Here is a 24,136-nt window from a genome sequence, read left to right on the forward strand (position 1 = left end):
TGCTGTCCTCAGATCAAGGTGCCGGCGGCCAGGGCCCGGCGGTACCACGGAATGACCTCGGCGATGCCGTCTGCGAACTTGATGCGTGGCTGCCAGCCGAGGATCTCGCGCGCCCGGCTGGCGTCTCCGCAACTTCGCCAGAGCTCGGCCTCGCGGTACTTGAGCAGGCCGAACTGCGGCTGGCCGCGGCTTTCGGCCAGCCGGAAGATCAGCGCCACCGCGTCGCGCACGGAGGTCTCTTCGCCGCTGCTGAGGTTGAAGATCTCGCCCTCGATGCCGGGCACCAGCGCCGCGCGCAGATAGCCATCGACCATGTCGTCGACATGCGTGAACTCGCGCGTCTGCTCGCCCAGCGTCATCGGGAATTCGCGGTCGCCCAGGGCGGCCAGGATGGCCTGCGGGATCAGCCGCACGGCCTCCTGCTCCGGGCCGTAGCTCAGAAAGGGCCGCATCGTCACGACCGGCACGCCGCGCGCGCGGTAGGCCATCTCGCACCACATCGACGCGGCCGCCTTGGAGGCCGAGTAGGGCGAGACCGGGCGCAGCCGGGCGGCCTCGGTCACCGGCGGCTCGGTGTCGCCGTATTCCTCGCAGCTGCCGGAGTTGACGATGCGCTGCACGCCGCCATCGGCCAGCGTGTTGACCAGCCGCACGGTGCCGATCAGGTTGACGTTGAGCGCGAGTTCGTCGTTGCCGCGGTCGCGGCCCACGTTGGTGAACGCGGCGAGGTGGAAGGCATAGCGCGGCCGCACCTGCGCCACCACCCGCGCCAAGGCCTCGGGGTCGCAGAGGTCGGCGCGCAGCACGGTGATGTGATCGACCAGCGCTGCCAGCTTGTCCAGGCGCGACGAAGGCCGCAGCAGCACGCTGACCTCGGCGCCCAGCGCCACCAGCGCGCGCGTCAGGTGCGCACCGATGAAGCCGGACGCGCCCGTGACGAGCACGCGCTGCCCGGCAAAGGATTTGAGATCGACTGAGGTGGGTGTCATGCGTCCCTGGGGTTGCAGCGGCGTGCGCGCCATCAGCGGCCGGGCGCGCCGGTGCGCACGCGGAACTGGTAGGCCGGGTTCTCGCCAACACTCTTGCGCCACGCGATGCTTTCGCCAGCGAAAGGCTCGCCCAACCGAGGCACCTGGCAGCAGATTTCGGCAATCAGGAAGTCGGCCAGGGTCAGCGCCTTCACGCGCGGCATGGAGGGCAGCACCTGCGTCATCACTTCGGCCAGGATTGCCGAGCGGTCCAGCTTCTTGTCGCCTACTGCGGCGAACTCCGGCAGGAACATCGGCCGCTGCGTGACCTCGCTCCACGCCGCGTAGCCGGGGGCGAGCGCATCGGCGATCAGGCTGGCGTCCTTGCTCGGCGAGCGGCCCCATTTCGGATCGATGAAATAGGTGCTCTGGCCCACCCAGTCCATGTAGTCGTCGCCGGGGTAGCTGAACCTGGGGTGCAGCCAGACGCTGTAGTCGGCGCCCTTGGGGTCCATATAGCCGCTGTTGGCGTACATGAACCAGGTGACGTTCTTGACACCCTCCTCGCGGAACAGGTCGATGACGTGACGGTGTGCGTCGCGCAGCCGTTCCGGGCCGTCGGGCACGCGCGGATCGCCGTACTGGCCGCAGAGTTCGTCGGCCTCGGAAATGCGCGTGATGCCGTCCTTGCCGAACATCATGGCGGCCTGCCAGTTGAACTCGCTGAACAGGGCCAGCATCATCGGCTTGCCATAGGCCTTGACCTCGCGCGCCGCCTTGCGGACGTAATCGTCGAAGTCGCCTTTCAGGAGGCGCGGCACCGTGACCTGCGTCTTGCGCAGCCCGAACCACCAGGCATAGGAGGCGAAGTCGCAGCACTGCATGGCCCAGGTCACGGCCAACACGGACCCTTGCGCCTCGAGCTGGCGGGCCAGCTGGATCGGCGTGACGCCGCGGTCCTCCATGTCGTCGTTGAACGTGCGCAGCTTGGGCGTCTTGCTGGCGAAATCTTCGTCGGAAATCCAGTCGTGGAAGGTGAAGACGATGGCCGGCGGCTTGCCCGTCTTGCGCGTGAAGGCCTTCACGTCATCGCGCGTGGTGCCGATGCTGTAGACGCCGGCGTAGATGCCGTTGGGCGAGGGCAGGACCTTCACCGCATCAGGTGCCTCGCGCGTCCTGGAAGCCGGCAGCTTGGGCGTCTCGTTGCTGCACGCTGCTGCCGCGCGCTCGCTCTTCATCCGGAACTCGTTCTTCTCGGCGGCGGCGGCTGCGCCTGCACCGAACAGCAGACCGCCGGCCAGCAAAGCGGCCAGCAGCATGGCCTGCCTGCTCGTCTCAGCCATGCCCGGGCGTCGCCGCGCGGCGATCGAACTGAACCACCAGGAAATAGCCGAACTCGCGTACCCATGGCAACTTCTGGCACAGCTTGTCGGCCGCGTTCAGCAGCCAGCTCAGCGGCGGCACGCGGCGGCGCAGCACATAGAAGTCGACCAGCCGGAAGAACACGAACTCGGGGTGGTGCACCTGCACCGTACCGTCGAAATGCGCGCGCATCTTCTCGAAGTCAGACGCGCGCAGCGGGTGTTCATGGTCGTCGCCATAGCGCGGGATGCCCATGCGGCCGACGATCTTCTTGCGCGCCCACATCAGGATCGGGTTGCGCGCCGAGTTCTCGACGAAGACCGCGCGGCTGCCCGGCTTCATCACGCGCTGCAACTCCTGCATCGCGCGTGGGATGTCCACGTGATGCAGCACGCAGGCGCCGAACGCGAGGTCGAACGACGCATCGGGGTAGCTCAGTTCCTCGAACACCAGCGTGCTGATCTTGATGTCCACACCGTTGGCCATCGCCAGCCGGGCGGCGATGGCCAGTTCGGGTTCGGAGATGTCGAAGGCGTCGACCTTTGCGCCATGCTTGGCCAGCATCACGGAGGTGTGGCCCTTGCCGCAGCCACAGTCGAGCAGGTGCTTGCCACGCATGTCGCCCAGCAACGCCAGCGCGTGGTTGTATTGGCCGTACAGGCCGCACAGCGTGAGCCAGTAGTCGTGCGGCTGGTAGAAGCCGTCGTTGCCGACCCAGTCCGGATCGGACGCGGAACGGGCAAGCGAGATGGTGTTTGCGTTTGCGCTTAAAGACATGGAACGCTCCTACGTGAATCAGGTTCGCATTGCGTGGCGGGGCGACAGCAACCAGCCGTACACCCAGCCGGGAATGACGAGACGGCGCCGGTTCAACACCACGCCCATCAGCCGGCCACCGGCGGCCTCGACGATGCGCAGCGTCTGCGTGGCCTTGAAGCCGGTGGTGTGCTCGGCCTGCACGACCAGGATGACCCGGTCGGCGATCTCTGGCAGCCACAGGCCAATGCCGGAACTGCCGACTGCCGGACCATCGATCAGCACGGTCTCGAACTTTTCGCACAAGATGGCCAGCGCCTGCCGCGCTGCATCGATCGCCGACGCATCGTTGCGCGACATGTCGATTGCCGCCATGCCGTCGGGCAGCGTCATGGTGGCCCCGGAGACTTCGATGACCGCGCACGCCTTGTCGCGCCGGCTGAGCAATGCGGCGAGCTCGCCAACGACAAGCGACTTGCCCTCGCCCGCGCTGGTGCTGGTGACCAGCACTGCCAAGCCCCGTTCGCTGCCGGCGCGTTCCTGCCGCAGGGCCTCGACGACGCGCCGCAGCTCGATCTGGTTGACGGCGCCGCTTGCCTTCTCGCGCTGCTGATCGAGCAGGCTGGCCAGAACAGGCACCCCGAGTTGTTCGGCGGCCTCTTCACGCGTGGTGATGGTGCGGCGGAAGTATTCGCTCAGAAAGGCCAGTGCCAGCCCGGCGACCAACCCGGTGCCCAGGCCGATGAAGGTCACCAGCGTGACGCGCGGACGCGCGGGCCGATCGGCCGGGGTGGCTTTCTCAATCGGCACCACGTCACTGACGCGGCGCTGGTTGAGTACGCTGCCCAGGTGCTCTTCGCCTTCCTTGCGCAGCGAAGCGCGCAGGCCCTCTTCCTTCAGGTCGACATCGCGATTGGCTTCGCGAAGTTGCACTTCCAGGCCGTCGAGCTGCTTGAGTTGATCGCGGTAGGCGTCGATCTGGCGCCGCAGATCGGCGCGCGAAGAGAGCGCACTCAGCTTGCCACGCTCGGCCAGCAAGCTGCGCTCGACATCGCGGTAGGTCGTGTCCACACCCGACACACGCGAGCTGTTCACGCGTTCCTGCTCATTGCGCAGGCGTGCCTGCACGCTCTCGATCTCCACGTCGATCGAGCGACCGGCCGGGCTGTCCGGGCGATAGCTGCCACGCTCGATCTCGAGTTGCGCGAGCTGCTGCCGCAAGGTGTCGATGGCCGGGTTGCGCGAGGTGGTGGTCTGCAACTCGACTTCCGGCGAGCGGCTCGCCAGTTGACGCTCACCCTCCGAGATGCGGCGGGTGCTTTCGACGGTCTCTATTTCAGCGCGCGCCAGTGCCGACTCCGCGTCGCTCAGCCGCTGCATCAGCAGTTGTTTCTGCGTGCCGACGTCCACGACACCGGCGCTGGCCTTCAGCGCCTGCTGGCTGGCCGACGCCATTTCGAGTTCGGCACGCAGCCGGCCCGACTCGATGGCGTACACGCCCGAGTTGGCATTGCCCTGGCGGACGGCGATGTGGTGGTCCAGGTAGACGTCGATCAGCGTGTTGACGAGCAGCGCGCTGAATTCGGGATCGGGGCTTTCGACCGAGACCGTGAACACCGCCGCCTCGCGCACCGGCTCCAGCGACATCAGCGCACCGATGCGCCGCATGGCCAGCGACACAGGCGGCTGCGGTGCACCCGGCACGACGCCGAAAACTTTCGACGCAATCCACTGCTTCGGTGGGTCGATCACGCGACTGGGCAGCTCGCGCAGCCAGTCCCAGCGCCATCGCGTTTTCTCAAGAACCTTTTCGGGCCCGAGCCGGAGCACGGTTTCGGCCAGCACGGACGGGCTCGACATGATCTCGATCTCGGTGCGCACCTGCTCGCTTCGATTGAGGCCGAAGGGCGCGTCCTGACCGACCGCAGCCGAACCCACGCGCACCGATTGCCGGTTCTGCTGCACCACGATGCGGGCCGCGCTCTCCCACACCTTGGACTGCAACAACGCCACCACCAGGCTGGCCGCCGCGCACAGCAGCGCGACGCCGACGATCAGCTTCTTGTGCCGGAACAGGGTCGAGAGGTTCTCTCGCAGCCCGAACTGGCTGGCCGATGTCTTGACGGAACGGGTCTCTGCGGCCGCATGGCGTGGCCACTCTTCACGAGGGATCATCGAGCAGACTCATCACGCGGTCTCATCAGGCTGCAGCAGCGGCTGTGGACAGCAGCTTGTCAAAGTAGTTGATCGTGCGCCCCAGGCCTTCGCGCAACGCCACCTTCGGCTCCCATTTCAGAGCTTCACGGGCGCGGGAGATGTTCGGGCAGCGTTGCATCGGATCGTCCGCAGGCAGCGGCCGGAACACGATCTTGGAACTCGAACCCGTCATCTCGATCACCAGCTCGGCCAGCTCGCGGATCGTCGATTCCACCGGATTGCCGATGTTGATCGGGCCGATGACGTCGTCGTCACTGTCCATCAGTCGAATGGCACCGTCAATCAGGTCGTCCGCGTAGCAGAACGAGCGCGTCTGCATGCCGTCCCCTTGCAGGGTGATGTCCTTGCCGGTCAGCGCCTGCGCGACGAAGTTGGAGACGACACGCCCGTCGTTCGGGTGCATGCGCGGCCCATAGGTGTTGAATATGCGCATCACCTTGATGCGAACCTTGTGCTGGCGGTGGTAGTCGAAGAACAGCGTCTCGGCGCATCGCTTGCCTTCGTCATAGCACGCGCGGATACCGATCGGGTTGACGTTGCCCCAGTACTCTTCGCGCTGCGGATGCACGGAAGGATCGCCGTAGACCTCGCTGGTCGAGGCCTGCAAGATCTTTGCGCCCACCCGCTTGGCCAGGCCCAGCATGTTGATCGCGCCGTGCACGCTGGTCTTCGTGGTCTGTACCGGGTCGTGCTGATAGTGCACCGGCGACGCCGGGCAGGCGAGGTTGTAGATCTCGTCGACCTCGACATAGAGCGGGAAGGTCACGTCGTGGCGCATCAGCTCGAAGCGCGAATCCCCCAGCAGGTGCTCCACATTGCGCTTGTCACCCGTGAAAAAGTTGTCGACGCAGATGACCTCGTTGCCACGCGCCAGCAACTGTTCGCACAGATGGGAGCCAAGAAATCCGGCTCCGCCGGTGACGAGAACCCTCTTGCGCATGACGCTGAGCGAGTCGGTGGCGACTTTCATGCTGGATCCCTTTCTGCCATGGACGCGTCGGCGTGGGACGAATCGAACATGCTGGTGGCCCACGATCCGGGGCTGTAGCGATCAATCATTGCGTGCGCTTTCTCAGCGGTGTAGGGGCGCATGAGCCGCAGCACGATCAGGACCGTGTAGAGCAGGATCAGCACGTCCAGCCGCGCCGAGTAGTTCTGATCGGTGGCGCGGCAGTAGTGGCACTCGAGCTTGAGCCGACTCAGGTCAGAGATCTCTTCCCGGCCAATCAACTGGGTCAGCCCGGTCAAGCCCGCCGGCGTCCGGAATCGCTCTTCCACATTGGGATAGATCTCGCGCAAAGACTCGATGACGTTCTCAGGCAACGGGCGGTTGCCAACGATCGTCATCTGTCCCGCTATCACGTGGAAGATTTGTGGCAGTTCGGTAATCTGGCAACGCTCGATCCAGCGGCCGAGCCGGGTGTAAAGCGGCGAGTCGGAGGGGGTGTTGAGGAATCGCTGGTTCGTCACCGGGACCGAGTCGCGATTGAAGACGGATTCGGCGTTCCGCACCATGGTGCGGAACTTCCATATCCGCATACTGCGATGACGCTGGACCCGCCGCTTGGACCCGTAAAAGATCGGTCGCCCCTCGATGATCGCCATCAGCAGCATGGTGATCAGGAGCACTGGCAGCCAGATCGGCGACGTCAAGATGATCGCAATCAAGTCCAACATGCGTTTTGACATGAGATCTCCCTAAAAAGAACGCGTCACAGGCGATCGTCAATCGTTGAATGACGGGTTGTGGATTCAGGTCGGTACGCCCTTGGCCTTTCGTCCGCCGATCTCGTAGTGTTCGATTCGCCCGAACATTCCCAGGAAGGTCCCCCATCCGATTGCGCCCGCCTGTACGACCAGGAAGAACGGTGCCAGCAATTTCAGGCCAAGCGACCCCTTGAGTCGCAATGCAAATGGCAGCGCGGTGGCAAAGGTCAGTGCGAAAGCCAATGCCGCCACCCAAAGCAGCGCTGGAGAAAAGAGGCTGGCGACGAGAGTCACCGCGAACAACCCCATCAGCAGGATCTGGAGCTTGAGGGTTTGCGGCGTATAGCTGTCGGACTTGAGTTTTTCTGGATAGCGCTTGAACACGAGCGTGCGCCAATAGCCGCGGCCGATTTTCTTCTTGATGTAATCGCCCAATGTCGCGGGGTGCTGGTGATACACGAGTCCTTTGGGCGCAAAGACAATCGGGTGCCCGGAAACAGCGAGCCGATACGACAACTCAAGATCATCCGCATTGTTGGGAATGCGTTCATCGAATCCTTTGGATTGAAGGAACGCAGTCTTTCGCACGGCGGCCGAATGAGTGAAAGCGATGTCGACGTATTTGTATTTGGCGACATGCCGGTAGCGGTCTTCGAATTCGGCCTGCGCGAGCCTGGCCACTGCGCTCGCCTGCTTGGTGAGGTAACCCCCGGCGACAGCCTGAATCGACGGATCGGCCAGTGGCTTCATCATCTCGTCTATCCATGTCGGCACCGGTTCGCAATCGGCGTCGGTGAACAGCACCACTTCACCCCAGGCTTCGGCGACGCCACGATTGCGAGCAGCGCCAGCGCCGCCCCAGGGCTTGCGGATCAGCCGGAGTCGGGTCTTGATTGAAGCGGCCTGCCACTCGGCGGCCATGGACTCGACCATCTTGGCGGTGCCGTCGGTGGATTCATCATCAATGACGATCACTTCGAAGAGCTCGGCCGGGTAGGACTGGGTCTTCATCGCGTTAAGACAAAGAGGCAACACTTTTGTGCCATTGCGAACGGGCACCACGACGGTAACGGTCGGCTGACTCATCAAACCCCCAGATTGCTAACTCTCGCCAATAGCTCAACTGCCGCGCCGCCCAACACCACATGCAGGCGCGCGGGCTTCAGTTGCGCTAATCCAGACCCAATGGCGTTGCTGTGGCTTCATGCAGGTTTTGTGCCTAGAGATCGGCACGAGGCTGGTTGAAACGCGAATTGCCTATCGGTCAATTTCGAGTGTTGACGACGGTGCATATCGCGTCCATCCCCCAGGACGCAGGGCCTGTCGACGACCGCAGCGACACAACTCCGGGGGGTATTTCCATACTGATTGATGAAGTCTGTTGATTGCCGCGCCAAAGCGCCCGGCGTTCTGTGTCAGGCCTTTGAAACTTCGGAGATCGCTTGCCATCCGTCGCCCGTACGAAGCGGAAACGCCCTAGGTGGTTTCCCTGTTCGACGCCGTGCCGCCCTCAACAGGGCATACCGCGCTGGTTACGGTGCATTTGTGCGGAACGAACTGCGCGACTGTGGTGCAAAGGCCTGATTTGGAACGCGCCTATGCAGCGATCAGGTGCGTTCATTGGATCGCCTCCAGCGACTGGCAAGTTGCGGGCTGTCGTGCATGCAAGCCGCTACCTCGCTGCGCCCGAAACACGGGACGCCTCCGGGCTACTGCGGCTTGCCGTTGCCATTGACGACCACGTCTGCCAGCAAATGCCTGGCCAGATGCTCTGACGCAATCGGCGTCAGATGCCCGTAGTCCGATGAGGTGATGCCGGTCATCCGGTCGGAACCTATCCTGGTCAGGCAACCTTCCGCGTTGCAGAAGTGGTCGATGAGGTCGACCAGATAAACGCCCTGCTGAGGCATGAAGCTTTGGCGCAATTCGGTGTTCGCGGCCATGACCTGCTTGTCGATACCGACCAGCGTCCGCTCCGGCGTGTCGGGCCAGAGCCTGCGCAGGATCAGGTTGGGCAGGTTCGTCGTCCAGTGAGGGACGGGTCCGGTGAGGACGATCCTCGGAACTCCCAGCGCCTTCAGACTGGCGACAGTGCGCTCCATGTCTGCCTTGTTGTGGCCGAGGTTCTGGGCGACGATCACGACGTCAGGCTTGGCCTCCCGAATCACTTTCATCGCGAACCAGTTGGAACGCATGCAGTGGTCGACGGCGGAGTCGGTCAGGCCGCTGGCGTCGGGTATGCAGTCCGAGCTGGCCACCTGAAGGATCTGCCAGCTCTTCGGCAGCACCTCGTTCAAGCCGAAGAAGAGCTGTTGGGCATGCGAGTCTCCCCAGATCATCACGGCACGTTCACGCGTCGGGTCTCGTTCATAGCAGGCGGGATGGATCCTTTCGAGCGGCACTCGCGTCGCCTGGCCGTCGCGGAATCGTGCGATGTCGTAGAAGTTGCACTCGACGCGGCTTGTCTTGAACGCTTGCGTCCGTTCGTAGTACTTCCAATCGGGAAGGCTGTTCTCGAAGTGGTTGGCGAACTCGCGTGTTCCTGCCGATCTCAGACCATGGCCGTCGAACCCGTCGCGTCGATAGCACTCGAGACCGGCCGCGCCCACGAGCACCATCAGCCCGACCAACACACCGACCTTCATGGCGCCGCGCCCGCCCAGCCGAATCGGCCGCTCGACCAGCCGGTACGTCAGCCACGCCAGCACGATGGCCAGCAGGACCAATGCCGTCCTTGTCGCCCGCGAAGGCATTTCGCTCTCGACGATGCGGGCGAACGTCAGCAGCGGCCAGTGCCACAGGTACAGCGGAAAGCTGATCAGCCCGAACCACACCGCGAGCCGGTGCGCCAGCACCTTGCGGTTGATCCAGGCGCCGCTGCCGGCCGCAATGATGAGGGCGGTGCCGACGGTCGGCAGCAAGGCTCGCCAGCCTGGGAACGGCTGCGCCTGGGAGATCGTCACCAGGCCAATGCCAATCAGGGCCAGGCCGACGGCGGACTGGACATCGGCAGCGCGCGCGAGGCCGCCGAACATCACCGTCGCCCGATACCGCGAGACCTGCGCCAGCGCGGCGCCGATCAGCAGTTCCCAGACGCGGGTCTGGGGTGCGTAGAACGACGCGGTCTCGTCGCTGCTCAGGACGTGCAGGCCAAGTGCGAACGAAGCGCCAGCGACGAGCAGCGTGACCGCCAACGCGTGAATGCGTCGCCGAGCAACGAAGCACAGCAGCACCGGCCAGGCGATGTAGAACTGCTCCTCGATGCCCAGCGACCACAGGTGCAACAGCGACTTGGTCTCGGCTGCGCTGTCAAAGTACCCGCCCTCACGCCACAGCACCAGGTTCGAAACGAATCCCGCACCGCCGGCGATGTGCTTGCCCAACTGTTCGTACTCGTCGGCCAACAGCAGGAACCAGCCGCCGACCCAACAGCTGGCCAGCACGAGCAGCAAGGCAGGGAAGATGCGCCGGATGCGCCGACCGTAGAAATTGGCAAGGCTGAATCGGTTGTCTTCGAGACCACCGATGATGATGCTGGTGATCAGGAAGCCGGAGACGACGAAGAAGACGTCGACGCCGACGAAGCCGCCGCGAAGCCAGTAGGGAAAGGCGTGATAGCCGACGACGGCGAGAACGGCGAGGCCGCGAAGTCCATCGATATCTGCCCGATATCCGCCGTCCGTGCCACTGGCACTTCCATGCAGGGCATGGGCCAGGTCTTGCCCTGACGCGCCAGAAGTCGCCTTCATTCTTGTTGTCTCCAACTTGCGCGAGGCCCGAAAGATCGGACGCAGCCCTACTTGTTTATTTATGTAACAAGGGTACTGAGCATGGCCGCTTGCAGCAAGCGTGCACCCCGCGAGTGCGGGGCTCAGAACGGCTTTACGGAGCACTTAGGCCAATGAACTGCCGCGAACCTTTGCGCTTCAACCACCGCCGCCGGCTCGGCCCTTGCGGCCGCGTGCCCCTCGCTGATTCGACGCCAACTGCTATCGAATCGTTCTGTCTCCGGCCACCGCAGACGGAATCCATGCGAGCGTTGCCGCAGGTTCACGGGCAGCCATACTTGGGTGGCGTCAAATTTGCATTGCTCCTGCGCATATGGCCCGAACCGGTCGTCGCCAGACGCACAGGATGCGAGTCAATCATGCATTTCCAGGCCGTTCACTGCGCAGTGAACGGCTCAAGACGAGCCCTGCGAGCATCGCTCGCGTGTCGAAGCCAAAGGCGTTGTAGCAACGATGACTGACCTGTTTATCTTCGGCGGTAGGACGAGACTGGCCAGAGAGCTGTATCTGCGGGCGACGCAAGCAGGGCTATCGACGTTCGTCCTGTGCGCGACGCCAGCTGAGCGGGCGCTGTTGCAGCAGCATTTCCCGGACGGCGCCATCGTTGCAGGTCTGCCGACCTCTTCAAGCCACATCGCTGTCGTCATGTGCGCACTGGGACTGGTGCATCCGACATCGCCCGACCCCGAGCGGCACCTGGGCGCTTTCACTGCGGAGTGCCGATATCTTTCGGAACTCGTGAGTGCGTATGACGGCACCATTCATTTCGTTCTTGTCTCTACCGTCATAGCGCTGCTGCCGCCACGTGAACGTGCCTATTACGCAGCCTTTAAGAATCTGGCCGAAGCCACAGCGGCTGCTACGTCACGAACTCATCCGGGTTCGCTCTTCTCGGTCCTCTATCCAGGGCACTTGGTTGACAAACGAGGCGGTCGCGGAATGTCGAGCCGACTTGCGACACCTTACGGCAGCCTGGTGATTCAGTTGCTTGAGACGATCGGCTCAAGAAAGCAGATTGCACGGGTCGTCGGCCTCGATGCCAGGCTTTGGATCGTTGCACGGGCATTCAGCCTGCTTGCCAGCGCTTTGCGGCCCAGCCTCCCGAGGACTCTCACGGAATCACGGGACGGCGCGCCGACGCAAGCGGTGAAGGATTCAGTCAGGCGCTAGCCCAGACACGGCAGTAGCACGCTCGCGCAGCCGCTACGGCACGGGGCACGGGGCACGGGGCACGGGGCACGCGAGGAAATTTGGCCGGCATCTGTTTCTCATCCCAGTCAAAACATCAGTTTTGAACAGAATGAAAAACATCAGGCCGTTGCGACCGCCGGTGCCTTGCCCGCGATGATCATCGCCAGCACCTCGTCCTCCGTCACGTCCGCCGTACGGCAGACGCCCACCATGCGGCCGTTCTTCATGACGGCCAGGCGGTTGGACAGCGCAAACACGTCGGGCATGTCGTGCGTCACAAGCAGGATGCCAACGCCCTCGGCCGCCAGCCTGCGAATGAGGTCGTGGACCATCGCCGTCTCTGAGGGGCCGAGCGCCGCGCAGGGCTCGTCCATGATCAGCACCCGCGCCTTGAACTGCAGCGCCCGCGCGATGGCGACCACCTGACGCTGGCCGCCTGACAGCGACATCACCGGGTCGGCGATGTTCTTGAAGTTCGGGTTCAGGCGCGCGAACAACGGCACGGCGGCGGACCGCATGGCAGCGTCGTCCAGCAGACCCAGGCGCGTGCGCAGTTCGCGGCCAAGGAAGAGGTTGGCGACGGAGTCGAGGTTGTCGGCCAGGGCCAGCTTCTGGTGGATGGTCTCGATGCCGGCGGCACGCGAATCCGCCGGGCTTGCGAACTTCACTTTTTCGCCGCTGAGCACCAGCTCGCCGCCGTCGAAGGGCAACGCGCCGGCGATCATCTGCATCAGCGTCGACTTGCCCGCGCCGTTGTGCCCCAGCACGGCCAGCACCTCGCCCGGTGCCAGGCTCAGGCTGATGCCGTCGACCGCATGCACGCCGCCAAAGGATTTGCGCGCATCGCGCACTTCAAGCAGGGCCGTCATTTCTGCACCACGCGATCAAAGACAACTGCGGCAACCAGCACCTGGCCGAGCACCACCATGCGCCAGCCTATGCCCACATCGGTCAGCAGCAGGCCGCTGTCGATGCTCTGGATGATCAATGCGCCCAGCACCGTGCCGCCGACGCTGCCGCTGCCACCGGCCAGGCTCACGCCACCGATGACCGCTGCTGCGATGACCGTCAGCTCCATGCCGGTGCCCATCGAGTTCGTGCCCGCGTTCAGGCGCGCCATCGCGACGATGGCAGCCAGGGCCACCAGCGCTGCCAGCAGCAGGTTCAGCTGGATCATCACGCGCTTGACCGGGATGCCGGCCAGCCGTGCCGCATCAGGATTGCCGCCGATGGCGTAGACGTAGCGGCCGAAGCGCGTGTGCTTGGCCACAAAGCCCAGCAACAGCACGACGGCCACCCAGATCACCAGCGGCATCGGCAGTCCCTGCCCCTGCTCCTGGCCTTCGAGGCGGTAGGCATTGAAGACGGCCACGCAGCCGAAAACCGCCACCGCCGCAAGGCCGCCCTTGATCAGCTCATGCCTGATGTCGCCCGGCACGCCGCCGGCGCGCTGCTGCGCCCGGCGCTGCACGGCCTGCCAGCCCCACAGCATGGCGATCAGCCCGACGCCCAGCAGCCAGCTGCCGCGCTCGCCCAGCGAACCGTCGATGCCACCGCCCAATGCCAGCAGCCAGGGCTCGCTGACCGGCTGCGTCTTGCCGTCGGCGATGAGGAAGGCCACGCCGCGCAGAGACACCAGGCCACCCAGCGTCACAACGAAAGACGGGATACCGATGACGGACGACAGCCAGCCCTGGAACAGGCCGACGACGAGAGCCAGGCCGAGGCCGGCGAACAAGGATGCGCCGACCGACCAGCCCTGCGTGTATTGCAGCCAGGCCATCAGCACGCCGACGGCGCCGAGCAACGAGCCGACCGCGAGATCGATCTGCCGCGCGACGATGATGAGCGCCATGCCGGCGGCGACGATGCCGACAACCGCCGTCTGCTGCGCGATGTTGTAGAGGTTCTCGGCCGTCAGAAAGCTGCCGGTGAGCACATGAAAGCCGATGGCGATGGCCACCAGCACGGCCGCCATGACGGCAAGCCGCTGGGTCTGGGCATTCATCGCTGTCCTTACTTGCAGGCCGCCGGCGCCTTGGCCGTGTCGACACCCTTGCAGACGACAGCCTTCGGCACCCAACCGGCGGTGATGACTTCACCGAGGTTGGCTTGCGTGATGGCCACCGGTGCCAGGAACTTGGCCTGCAGCGTGACCTTGCGCTCACCGCCCGCCCAGGCGGTGGCGCCGTCGACCTTCTGGCCCGCTGCCAGTTGCACTGCAGCAGCAGCCGCCGCCTTGCCGAGCGCGCGCGAGTCCTTCCAGACCGACACCGTCTGCGTGCCCAGCGCCACGCGGTTCAGCGCGGCGTGGTCGGCGTCCTGGCCGCTGACCGGCACACCCTTGATGCCGCGGCCTGCCAGCGCAGCGATGGCGCCCCCGGCCGTGCCGTCATTGCTGGCCACGACCGCATCGACGCCGCCCTTCAGGCGCGTCAGGATCTGCTCCATGTTCTTCTGCGCCACCTCGGGCTTCCAGCCGTCGGTGTATTCCTCGGCGACGATCTTCACGTCGCCTTTCTTGACGGCGTCGGCCAGTGCGTCCTGTTGACCGGCGCGCAGGAAGTCGGCGTTCGGGTCGCTCGGCGAGCCCTTGATCATCACGTAGCGGCCCTGTGGCTTCACGGCCAGCACGGCCTTGGCCTGCAGGCGGCCGACCTCGCGGTTGTCGAAGGTCAGGTAGAACACCTCGGGGGCTTCGATGAGGCGGTCATAGGCCAGCACCGGCACCTTGCGCGCCTTGGCCTTGTTCAGTGCTGGCGCGACGGCGTCCTTGTCCATGGCCAGGATGATGAGCACCTTGGCGCCCTTGGCCAGCAAGGACTCAACGTCGCCGATCTGCTTCTCGGGCGATCCGCCCGCGTCGGCGCTCAGGTAGCTGCCGCCCAGCCGGGCGAGCTCGGCCTTGATGGCGGCCTCGTCGGTCTTCCAGCGTTCCTCCTGGAAGTTGGACCAGCTCACGCCCACCACCGGGCCGGCGGCTGTTGCGCTCATCGAGGCCATCAGCAGCGTCGTCGCTGCCCATACTTGCTGCATTCGCATCTTGTCTCCAACGCCCGTTTGGTCTGGGCTGCGGATTCTAGGAACGCGGGCAACAAAAAAGCGACCCTCCCGGGTCGCTTTCAACCTCTTGAAACCGCTTTGTTTCAGCGGCCGGCTCAGCGACCCGCCAAAGCGGTGGCGCGGCGGGCAACGGGGGCCGGGAAATCCCCGAGTTCGCGGGCAGCGTTTTCGCCGTGGTCTGCAACGACCTCGTCAATGCTGCGGCTTTCGGGCGAACGGACGGTCAGCACGGCCTGGCGGGGCAGCTTGGCGGTAAGAACGGGGGCGGCCTTGGCGCTGGTCGGGGTGGTGATGACAACGCCGGCTTCGCCCTGGATGGCACCGAGTTCTCCGCTGTTGCGGGCGGCAACCAGTTCGGCGATGACTTGCTCGCGGGTCACCGGAGTGGATTGGGCAGATGCGGCACCGGCGGCGATCAACAGGGTGGCGGCGATGATGGTGGACAGCTTGCTCATGACGGGCTCCTTCAGTGGCAGGAACGTCCTGCTTGGGTCATTCGGACAACGCGACCGCGCTGTCCATGGCCTGAACTGTAGGGAGAGCAACTCAGTAGAAACACCAGGCTCGCGGGAACTGACTATTCCTTCAGCGCAAACAGTTATCCCTAGTTCGTCATCGTTTCGCCATACCAAGTCAACGGTGCTCGAAGTTCGGCGCCCGCTTGGCCAGGAAGGCTTCCATGCCTTCGCGCTGATCGTGGCTGCCGAACAGCGCGTGGAAGTAGCGCCGCTCGACAGCCACGCCGTCGGTCAGCGGCGTCTGGTAAGCCAGGTTCACCAGTTCCTTGATCAGCGCGGCGGACGGGCCGCTGAAGCCGTTGATGGTCTCGGCCGCTGCCAGTGCTTCCTCCAGCAGCTTGTCCGCCGGCACGACGCGCGACACCAGGCCGGCGCTCTCGGCCTCCGCTGCGCCCATCATGCGGGCCGTCAGCAGCATGTCCATGGCCTTGCTCTTGCCGATGGAGCGCGGCAGGCGCTGCGTACCGCCGGCGCCGGGCACGATGCCGAGCTTGATCTCGGGCTGGCCGAATTTCGCGGAGTCGGCGGCGATGATGAAATCGCACATCATGGCCAGTTCGCAACCGCCGCCGAGCGCGAAGCCGGCCACAGCCGCGATGACGGGCTTGCGCACCTGCAGGATGGTTTCCCAGTTCCTGGACAGCAGGCCGCTTTTGAAGGCCGTGACGAAGGTGTGGGGCAGCATGGTCGGGATGTCGGCCCCGGCCGCAAAGGCGCGCTCCGAGCCGGTCAGCACGATGCAGCCGATGCCGTCGTCGGCGTCGAAGGCCAGCAGCGCCTCGCCCAGCTCGTCCATGAGCTGGTCGTTCAGCGCATTCAGCGCCTTGGGGCGGTTCAGCGTGATCAGCGCGGTCTTGCGTGGGCCGTCGCCGTGGACGGCGGTGAGGATGCATTCGTAAGTGGTCATTGGCTCAGCCTCCGGGGGATGTCGTTGGTCGATTCTGGCGCGGCCTGCAGCGGCGCGCTCTTGAGCATCAGATCGATGTAGGTCTGCTCGTCCTGGCGGATGACCAGGCGCACGGGCAGGTATTGCAGGGACGGCGCCAGCCAGGCCTCGGCGACCAGGTCGCCACCGCCCACCCGCGCGCGGGTCTGCGCGGTCGGCCGGATGTGCCAGCTGGCGACGGGGCCCATCGGCGTGTCCAGCAGGGCTTCGCCGACCACCTCGTACTGCCAGGCGTACTGCTTTCGCGGCAACACGAGCGGGAACTGCACGATGCGGCCGGCCTGCAGCGGCTCGCGGCCGGTCATGAAGAGCCAGGTCAGCTGCACGAACTGGCTGGCGGAATCCTGTGCGCCGCGCTGCGTAAGCTGGCGCTGGCCGGTGGACAGTTGCACCTCGGCGGGCAGGAAGAAGACGCTGGCGCGGCGGGCATCGCCGAGGATGAATTTCGTCTCTTCGTCATACCGTTGCGGCGCAATGCCCTCGGTGGTCAGCTGGCCCTGGCTGCTCATGCGCCGGGTGATGAAGGGTGCGAAGTTGGGGCCGACGGACACGTCCAGATGGACCTGGTAGTCGGCACCCTTGCGCAGCCATTCGACCTGCGCCTGGCCGTAGACGGGCCCCCGGTAGTTGCCGGTCAGCGCATAGGTCAGCCGTGTGGAGAGCGGCCATTCGGGGCCCGGCTCTGCGTTGGACGCGGCGGAAGCGGCCTCGGCGACGACCGATGCGGCTTCGGCGGGCGCTGACGCTGCCTCGGCCATGCGTTCGGACGGCGGCTCCAGCGTGGGTTCACGTGCCGGTTCAGGCTCAGAGGCCGGCTGGGATGCTGCCTGCGCTGCGGTCGGCGCGGCAGCAGGCTCAGGCTTGCGAGTGGGCTCAGGCGGCGGTGGCGGCACCACACGGACAGCCACCGGTGGCTGCATCGCCAGCTCCTGCACGAACTCGACCTGCATACGCGGCGGCATGGGCGGCGGGCCTTCATGCAGCCAACCCTCCTGGATGCGCTGCACCTCGCGGCCAAGCAGCAGGTGCAGACCCAGCACGGCCAGCACCAGCAGCCAAGGTGGCCGTGGTGTCTTCATGGCAGCGTCTTCAGGCGCCGAGCCAGCGGCGCCGGTGGGGCTGCGCGCCGTCGGCCAATGTGAGGGCGACAGCGGCGGGCCGTGTGGGCGGCAACTCGACCGCCAACTCCACAAGGCGCTGGTCGCGGCTGAGAACCAGGCGCAGCCGCGTTTCGCCAGCGGCCAGCAGACCCAATGCATCGTCCAGCCGGCGCAGCCGCCAGCCGTTGCAGCCCAGGATCTCGTCGCGCGCACTGACGCCAGCCGCCTCAGCCGCGCCGCCGGTCAGCACATGGCTGACCTGAACGCCGGTCAACGCGGACTCTCGCGCCCGCAGGCCGAGGCGCTGGGCGACGCTCTGACGGCCGTCGTCGCGCCAGTCGACGCCGTGCGTGGCCAGCAGCTCGCGCAAAGGCAGTTCGCCCGTGCCATGCACCCAGCCGTGCAATTGCGCCGCGAGCTCGTCGCCGCCCAGCGCCGTCACCGCTGCGAGGATGTCTCCTTCGCTGACCGGCCCACCTGCGCTGCTCGCCCACAGTTGAAGCATCAAGGCATCCAAGCTGGACTTGTGCGCACGCAGGCTCAGGTCCAGGCACAGCGCTACCAGCGCGCCCTGCGCGTAGTAGTTGCTCGTCGCGTTGGGGCTGTTCTCGTCGGGCCGGTAGTACTTGGTCCAGGCCTCGAAGCTGGCTTGCGCCAAGGGCTGCACACGGCGCCCCGGCGCAGCCAGAACGCCGTTGACCGAGGCCACCAGCAGCTTGAGGTAGCGCGACGCGTCGATGAGGCCGGCGCGGTGCAGGAACAGCTCGTCGTAGTAGCTGGTGAATCCTTCGAAGAACCACAGCAGCTCGGTGTAGTTTTCGCGCTGGTAGTCGAAGGTGGCGAACTCGGCCGGCCGCAGCCGCTTCACGTTCCAGGCGTGGAAGTACTCGTGGCTGAACAGGCCCAACAGCCTTGCATAGTTGTCGCTCGGCGCAGCACTCTCGGCGGCCGTAGGCAGCTCGCGGCGTGCGCAGATCAGTGCGGTGCTGGCGCGGTGCTCAAGGCCGCCATGGCCGTCGTCCACGGCCCAGAGCAGGAAGCTGTAGCGCTGGAACGGCACGCTGTTCTTGCCATCACGCCAGAACGCGATCTGCGACTCGCAGATGCGCTGCACGTCGGCCAGCAATCGCTTGCCGTCAAAGCTCGGCCAGGCACCCGCCACGACGATGCGATGAGTCACGCCAGCGGCCGTGAACTCGCCCTGCCAGTGCGGGCCGATCTCGAAGGGATGGTCGACCAGTTCGTCATAGCCAGCGGCCTCGAAGCCGCCGTCGCGCTCGCGCATCTCAGTCGCCACTCGCCAGCCCTTGGGCACGCCTGCCAGCTCGATGCGATGCGCTTCGCCCTCGCGGCCATGCGCCCGCAGGCACACGCTGCTGGGGTTGAAGAAGGCGCGCTGGCTGTCCAGCCAGGCGGTGCGCACTGAGGCGTCGAAGGCGTAGACGTCGTAGCTGACTGTCAAGGCGGCACGCCCTGTGCAGCGAACGCGCCAGCTTGCCTTGTCGAGCTGCTCGACGGCCAGCTCGCGGCTGCCCTGTCGCGCGCTCATGCCGCTCAGATGCTTGGCGAACTCACGCACCAGATAGCTGCCGGGAATCCACACCGGCAGGCTGAGCTCCTCCTCGGCCGCAGGGTTGGCCAGCGTCAAGGTGACGCGGTAGCGGTGGACTGTGGTGTCGGCCAGCTCGACCCGGTAGCGCGGCCCCGTCATCAGCTGCCCGCGGCGGCGAGGAAGCAGCTCAGAGCGCCCACCAGCGTGAGCCGGAAACGCAGCGTCAGCCAGTCGGCAGCGCCCAGCTGCGGGTAGACACGGCGGTCGACGACGTAGCAGGCGATCAGCACGCCGCCATGCAGTGCCAGGCCGGCATAGGGTGCCATCAGCACGCCGAGCCAACCCAGCAGCGCAGCACAAACGCCCCAGACGAGCGGCTGTCGCCCGGGCAGGCCACGAGCAAAGGACAGGCCCCAATGAATGCCGCCGAGAAAGGCGATGACCAAGCCGGCATAGGCCGACATGGCCAGGCTGACAAAGGCGTGCTGGTCGAGATCGCGGTCACCGATCAGCCAGATCAGCAGGCAGCCGAGCACGAAAGGGATGAGGCCTGCGTAACCCAGGCGATGAGCCAGTTCGCGATGTTCAGCGCTCATCGGCATCAGGACTTCCTGGCCGGTGCGGCCAGGGCCTGCAGGCGCTTCTCGAGCTCGACTGCACCCACGGCGCCAGGGATGCGGTTGCCGTCTTCCAGCAGGATGGCCGGCGTGCCGTTGACGTGGATCTTGCGCGAGAGCGCCAGGTTGCGCTCGATGGCCGAGTCGTCGCAGGTCGCGCCGGGCTTGGGCGGCTGTTCGCCCTTGAGCATCCAGCCCAGCCAGGCGCCCGAACGGTCCTTGGCGCACCAGATCGCGCGCGTCTTCTCCGGCGAATCGCCGCCGAGGATGGGCAGCAGGAAGGTGTAGACCGTGACGTCCTTCAGCTCTTGCAACGATGCCTCGAAGCGCTTGCAGTAGCCGCAGTTGGGGTCGGCGAAGACCGCGATGCGGCGCTTGCCGTTGCCGTTCCTCCACACCACCGCGTCCTTGAACGGCAGGGCCGCGAAATCGACGCGGTTAAGTTGGTTGACCCGCTCCTCGGTCAGGTTCTTTTTGGCCTTGAGGTCGATGAGTTCGCCTTCGAGCAGGAAGCTGCCGGTGGGGTCGGTGTAGCGGACTTCGTTGCCAATGACGACCTCCCACAGCCCGGGCATGGGCGACGGCCGCACTGCATCGATCTTCGGCGCGGCGGGCATGCGTTCGGCCAGGATCTTCCGAATGCTGGCCTCATCGACCTTGGGGGCGGCGGACGCATTCGCGGCACGCGCGATCGGCGGCGCCTTGCGAGTGACGGGCTCGTCGGCCGAGGCAGGCAGGCAGGCGGCGATGAGCAAGAAGCCGGGCAGAAAGCGGACGAAGGAAGACAACACGATGCGCGGCGAACCCATGGGAGGTTAGAGCCCGAGGGCACGCTGGGTGAGCCAGCGCTTCACGGGGGTGAGTTGATTGAGCGCGTCCAGGCCGCGGTTGCGCAGGCCTTGGGCAGCAGGAGAAGCGTGGGCAAACAGGCGTTGCAGCATGTCGGTCAGCTCACCCATGGCCAGCGTGGGCGCCAGGCGCTCGCGGGCGTAGCGGCGCAGCAGGCGCTCGTCGCCGAGGGGTCGCCAGGGTTCGCGTTCGGCCAGCACGCGAGCCAGCGCGGCGACGTCACCCAGGCCGAGGTTGAGCCCCTGGCCGGCCAGCGGGTGGACGATATGAGCAGCATCACCCAGCAACACCCAGCCGGGGCCGCTGACCGCGTCGGCACGGGCGAGCGCGAGGGGCCAGCTGGATCGCTCACTGCCGAGCTTGAGTTCGCCTGCGGCGCCGCCAGTGACGGCATTCAGTTCACGCTCGAAGTCCTGCACAGACAAGGCCTGCAACTGTTCGGCTCTGGCCTCGGCGCATGACCAGACCAGGCCGTAGGACGCTCCGGGTGCCGGCCGCTCGAAGGGCAGCAGGGCCAGTACCTCGCCACCCGGCTGGAACCATTGACGCGCGACGCCCTGATGCGGGCGATCCGCACTCAAGCGCGCGGCGAGGGCCCGATGCCCATAGGCGCGCGGCTTGAACTCGACGCCCAGCGCCGCACGCGCAGCCGATTCACGGCCCTCGCAAAGCGCCGTCAGGGCGGCGGGCGTGGTGTCGGCCACGTTGTGCACATGAGGCGAGAAGCGCAGCGCCGTGGCCAGTTGTGCATCCAGCGCACCGGCATCGACGATGACTGCCAGCTCGCGCAAGCCCTGCTGCCAGGCCGAGAAGCTCAGCCGCCCGGCGGGCTGGCCTTCAGTGGCATCGCCACAGACGACCATGTCATAGACCGGGCTCACCGCATCTGCCGGCAAGCTCGCCCAGACCTTCAGCTCCGTCAGCAGAGCGATCGAGGCGGCGTTCAGCGCATAGGTCCGGACATCGTCCGCACGCGGAGCTTCGGGCGAGCCGCTCAGGCCGACGTTGAGGCCCTGGACAGCGAGGCTGAGGGCCAGGCTGCTGCCCACGGCGCCCCGTCCCCTCACCAGCACGTCGACACTTTGCACCACGCTTTGCATCTGGCGATTGTAGGCAGGGGGTACGACCGGATCATGCTTCCGGTCACGCTCACGGACGCAACGCGCCGGCCGACTAAAATCGCCCGCTTCGGCGCCGGCAACGGCCGGACGCCTCTCCCCAACGGAAGCCTTGCCATGAGCCTCAAATGCGGCATCGTGGGCCTGCCCAATGTCGGCAAGTCCACGCTTTTCAACGCCCTCACCAAAGCCGGCATCGCCGCCGAGAACTACCCGTTCTGCACTATCGAACCCAACGTCGGCATCGTCGAACTGCCCGACCCGCGCCTGGCGGCGTTGGCCGAGATCGTCAGCCCGGAACGCGTGCTGCCAGCCGTGGTCGAGTTCGTCGACATCGCCGGCCTGGTGGCGGGCGCCAGCAAAGGCGAAGGCCTGGGCAACAAATTCCTATCGCACATCCGAGAGACCGATGCGATCGTCAACGTCGTGCGCTGCTTCGAGGACCCGAACGTCATCCACGTCAGCGGCCGCATCGACCCGATCTCCGACATTGAGGTGATCCAGACCGAACTCTGCCTGGCCGATCTGGGCACCGTGGACAAGAGCCTTCACCGTTACAACAAGGTGGCACGCGCCGGCGACAAGGAAGCGATCGCGCTTGTGAAGGTGCTGGAGAAATGCGAGGCGGCGCTGAATGAAGCGAAGCCGGTGCGCTCCATCGACTTCAGCAAGGAAGAGCTGTTCATTCTGAAGCCGCTGTGCCTGATCACCGCCAAGCCGGCGATGTTCGTTGGCAACGTGTCGGAGGACGGCTTCGAGAACAACCCTTTCCTTGATCGCTTGCGCGAGTACGCCGCCAGCCAGAACGCGCCCGTCGTCGCCATCTGCGCCAAGACCGAAGCCGAATTGGCCGACATGGCCGACGAAGACCGCGCGATGTTCCTGGCCGAGATGGGCCAGGACGAACCGGGCCTGAACCGCCTCATCCGCGCCGCCTTCAAGCTGCTGGGCCTGCAAACCTACTTCACCGCCGGCGTGAAGGAAGTGCGCGCTTGGACCATCCACGTCGGCGACACCGGCCCGCAGGCGGCCGGCGTCATCCATACCGATTTCGAGAAGGGCTACATCCGCGCCCAGACCATCGCCTACGACGACTTCATCAAGCATCGCGGCGAACAGGGCGCCAAGGACGCGGGCAAGATGCGAGCGGAAGGCAAGGAGTACGTCGTCAAGGATGGCGACGTGCTGCATTTCCTGTTCAACGTTTGAGCTTCTTGATGTCCGTAGGCCGGCCTGTGTGCAGGTTCACAAAGGCCATTCCCCAAGTAGTTTGTGCTCTGTGCAGCCCTTGTAGCTGAGGAGCAGGCTGACATGGCTTGCCACGCATGTCAGCAGTTCGATGGCGTGATTTCCCTCCAGACGCGCTGGGTCGTAGTAGGCCGTCATGTGTGGTGAACTCAACGCCAAAGGCTTCAGGCCGCGTCGCCTCAACCAGAGCACCAGTTGATCTCGCACCGTCAGCACCTGCTGCCGGGTGTCAGCGGTGCAGCCCAGCACGCAAGCGGGATGCGTGGAGAAGCTTTCGAGGTGATCAAATCCGAGCTTGAGCGGCCCGCTGGGTCGAAGCTGAGCTGCCGCCGCCATGGCGTCGTCCAGCACCGACTGCAGCAGTTCGCGTTCGAACTTCGCGACCTCCATCAACGACACGTGCAGTCGCTCGGCGACCATGGGTTTGGCACGAGCGGAGCCATGCTGCTGACGCAGGCCACCGACGCACTGGCCGCAACGAAACAAGTCTGCGGGTGAAGGTCGGATTGCGAAGAACAGGGAGTAGCCGCTGGGCTGGCATCCGCTAGCCAAGACAGGCGGCACAAACATCACCGGCGCTGGCTCTTCACCAAAGAGCCACAGCTGATCGCTCATGGAATTTGCGCTGTAGTTGACTGGACGCGATTTTGACGGGTAAGACGCGGCATCATCGGGAGATGCAGGGCGGCCTGAGCGGGTCGCGGCGAGATTACGGCGAATGCGGTTGCAGCGGAGACATCACTTGCAATCTCGACAAGCCCAGCCCGTTTGATCGAGGCGTCGTCGATCATTCCGGGATGGCAGATACCACACTACGGCGGAATCAGTATTACAGCTCCAAAAGCGAAACCCCCACCATCTTCAAATGGTGGGGGTTGGCTTTAATAACTAGCCTGACGATGACCTACTTTCACACGGGAATCCGCACTATCATCGGCGCTGACTCGTTTCACTGTCCTGTTCGGGATGGGAAGGAGTGGGACCAAGTCGCTATGGTCGTCAGGCTTGACTGGTTGGTCTGTTGACGAGGTCAACAAACCCAATTCGTAGAGTCAGCAAAACCTAGGCGATGCCTAATCTGCACACCACAAGTATGACTACTTGCAGCGGAATCAGCTTTCATTTGATTGCGTCTT

The 24,136-nt window shown here is 65.3% G+C and carries 21 protein-coding genes and 1 rRNA gene; 2 read left to right on the forward strand and 20 right to left on the reverse strand.

The features are described from left to right. Window positions 1-8: 8 nt before the first annotated feature. The 8 genes from AC0IZJ_RS08020 to AC0IZJ_RS08055 form a co-directional block, all read right to left on the reverse strand. The gene (locus tag AC0IZJ_RS08020; RefSeq protein WP_471848419.1) at window positions 9-989 is read right to left on the reverse strand and encodes an NAD-dependent epimerase/dehydratase family protein; all 981 of its coding nucleotides are present in this window, start codon (window positions 987-989) and stop codon (window positions 9-11) included. A gap of 32 nt (window positions 990-1,021) precedes the next feature. Beyond that, window positions 1,022-2,311: a glycoside hydrolase family 26 protein gene (locus AC0IZJ_RS08025; protein ID WP_471848421.1), complete on the reverse strand. Its 1,290-nt coding sequence runs from the start codon at window positions 2,309-2,311 to the stop codon at window positions 1,022-1,024. Further along, the gene (locus tag AC0IZJ_RS08030; protein WP_471848423.1) at window positions 2,304-3,107 is read right to left on the reverse strand and encodes a class I SAM-dependent methyltransferase; all 804 of its coding nucleotides are present in this window, start codon (window positions 3,105-3,107) and stop codon (window positions 2,304-2,306) included. The genes AC0IZJ_RS08025 and AC0IZJ_RS08030 overlap by 8 nt, the downstream gene beginning before the upstream one ends. An 18-nt stretch (window positions 3,108-3,125) precedes the next feature. After that, the gene (locus tag AC0IZJ_RS08035; RefSeq protein WP_471848425.1) at window positions 3,126-5,261 is read right to left on the reverse strand and encodes a GumC family protein; all 2,136 of its coding nucleotides are present in this window, start codon (window positions 5,259-5,261) and stop codon (window positions 3,126-3,128) included. 25 nt (window positions 5,262-5,286) lie between these two features. Further along, window positions 5,287-6,243, reverse strand: coding sequence for a UDP-glucuronic acid decarboxylase family protein (locus tag AC0IZJ_RS08040; RefSeq protein ID WP_471848486.1), 957 nt, complete (start codon window positions 6,241-6,243; stop codon window positions 5,287-5,289). Window positions 6,244-6,269: 26 nt separating this feature from the next. Continuing rightward, complete coding sequence (locus AC0IZJ_RS08045; RefSeq protein WP_471848427.1) at window positions 6,270-6,992, reverse strand: sugar transferase; 723 nt, start codon at window positions 6,990-6,992, stop codon at window positions 6,270-6,272. Window positions 6,993-7,055: 63 nt separating this feature from the next. After that, a complete protein-coding gene (locus tag AC0IZJ_RS08050) occupies window positions 7,056-8,096 on the reverse strand; it encodes a glycosyltransferase family 2 protein (protein ID WP_471848429.1) in 1,041 nt (346 codons plus the stop codon). Between the two features lie 623 nt (window positions 8,097-8,719). Further along, window positions 8,720-10,759 carry an acyltransferase family protein gene (locus AC0IZJ_RS08055; RefSeq protein ID WP_471848431.1) on the reverse strand — a complete coding sequence of 680 codons (2,040 nt, stop codon included), beginning with the start codon at window positions 10,757-10,759 and terminating at the stop codon, window positions 8,720-8,722. A 492-nt stretch (window positions 10,760-11,251) separates the two neighbouring features. On the opposite strand from AC0IZJ_RS08055, the gene AC0IZJ_RS08060 reads away from it, so the two are divergent. Next, a complete protein-coding gene (locus AC0IZJ_RS08060; RefSeq protein WP_471848433.1) occupies window positions 11,252-11,968 on the forward strand; it encodes a hypothetical protein in 717 nt (238 codons plus the stop codon). A 140-nt stretch (window positions 11,969-12,108) separates the two neighbouring features. Here the strand turns inward: AC0IZJ_RS08060 and AC0IZJ_RS08065 are convergent, their stop codons facing one another. The 10 genes from AC0IZJ_RS08065 to AC0IZJ_RS08110 all read right to left on the reverse strand — a co-directional run bounded on the left by AC0IZJ_RS08065 (window position 12,109) and on the right by AC0IZJ_RS08110 (window position 21,734). Next, window positions 12,109-12,858, reverse strand: a complete 750-nt coding sequence (locus tag AC0IZJ_RS08065) for an ATP-binding cassette domain-containing protein (protein WP_471848435.1) — start codon at window positions 12,856-12,858, stop codon at window positions 12,109-12,111. Continuing rightward, a complete protein-coding gene (locus AC0IZJ_RS08070) occupies window positions 12,855-13,997 on the reverse strand; it encodes a sugar ABC transporter permease (RefSeq protein WP_471848437.1) in 1,143 nt (380 codons plus the stop codon). Before AC0IZJ_RS08070 ends, AC0IZJ_RS08065 begins: the two co-directional genes overlap by 4 nt. 8 nt (window positions 13,998-14,005) lie before the next feature. After that, complete coding sequence (locus tag AC0IZJ_RS08075) at window positions 14,006-15,025, reverse strand: substrate-binding domain-containing protein (RefSeq protein ID WP_471848439.1); 1,020 nt, start codon at window positions 15,023-15,025, stop codon at window positions 14,006-14,008. Window positions 15,026-15,147: 122 nt separating this feature from the next. After that, window positions 15,148-15,507 carry a DUF4148 domain-containing protein gene (locus tag AC0IZJ_RS08080; protein ID WP_471848440.1) on the reverse strand — a complete coding sequence of 120 codons (360 nt, stop codon included), beginning with the start codon at window positions 15,505-15,507 and terminating at the stop codon, window positions 15,148-15,150. Between the two features lie 178 nt (window positions 15,508-15,685). Next, complete coding sequence (locus AC0IZJ_RS08085; protein WP_471848442.1) at window positions 15,686-16,477, reverse strand: enoyl-CoA hydratase; 792 nt, start codon at window positions 16,475-16,477, stop codon at window positions 15,686-15,688. Then, window positions 16,474-17,595 (reverse strand): DUF3108 domain-containing protein, encoded by a 1,122-nt coding sequence (locus AC0IZJ_RS08090; RefSeq protein WP_471848444.1) that lies wholly within the window; start codon window positions 17,593-17,595, stop codon window positions 16,474-16,476. The genes AC0IZJ_RS08085 and AC0IZJ_RS08090 overlap by 4 nt, the downstream gene beginning before the upstream one ends. A 10-nt stretch (window positions 17,596-17,605) precedes the next feature. Beyond that, the gene (locus tag AC0IZJ_RS08095) at window positions 17,606-19,327 is read right to left on the reverse strand and encodes a M61 family metallopeptidase (RefSeq protein WP_471848446.1); all 1,722 of its coding nucleotides are present in this window, start codon (window positions 19,325-19,327) and stop codon (window positions 17,606-17,608) included. After that, window positions 19,327-19,764: a DUF3429 domain-containing protein gene (locus AC0IZJ_RS08100; RefSeq protein ID WP_471848448.1), complete on the reverse strand. Its 438-nt coding sequence runs from the start codon at window positions 19,762-19,764 to the stop codon at window positions 19,327-19,329. Before AC0IZJ_RS08100 ends, AC0IZJ_RS08095 begins: the two co-directional genes overlap by 1 nt. A 5-nt stretch (window positions 19,765-19,769) precedes the next feature. Next, window positions 19,770-20,594, reverse strand: a complete 825-nt coding sequence (locus tag AC0IZJ_RS08105; protein ID WP_471848449.1) for a DsbC family protein — start codon at window positions 20,592-20,594, stop codon at window positions 19,770-19,772. 6 nt (window positions 20,595-20,600) lie between these two features. Beyond that, window positions 20,601-21,734: an FAD-dependent monooxygenase gene (locus tag AC0IZJ_RS08110; protein WP_471848451.1), complete on the reverse strand. Its 1,134-nt coding sequence runs from the start codon at window positions 21,732-21,734 to the stop codon at window positions 20,601-20,603. Window positions 21,735-21,869: 135 nt separating this feature from the next. On the opposite strand from AC0IZJ_RS08110, the gene ychF reads away from it, so the two are divergent. Further along, the gene (gene ychF, locus AC0IZJ_RS08115) at window positions 21,870-22,961 is read left to right on the forward strand and encodes a redox-regulated ATPase YchF (RefSeq protein WP_471848453.1); all 1,092 of its coding nucleotides are present in this window, start codon (window positions 21,870-21,872) and stop codon (window positions 22,959-22,961) included. 36 nt (window positions 22,962-22,997) lie between these two features. On the opposite strand, the gene AC0IZJ_RS08120 is transcribed toward ychF, so the two are convergent. Further along, a complete protein-coding gene (locus AC0IZJ_RS08120) occupies window positions 22,998-23,615 on the reverse strand; it encodes a 2'-5' RNA ligase family protein (RefSeq protein WP_471848455.1) in 618 nt (205 codons plus the stop codon). A 276-nt stretch (window positions 23,616-23,891) separates the two neighbouring features. Further along, window positions 23,892-24,004, reverse strand: a 5S ribosomal RNA gene (gene rrf, locus AC0IZJ_RS08125). Window positions 24,005-24,136: the final 132 nt, after the last annotated feature.

Source organism: Roseateles sp. AC306 (assembly GCF_979253795.1).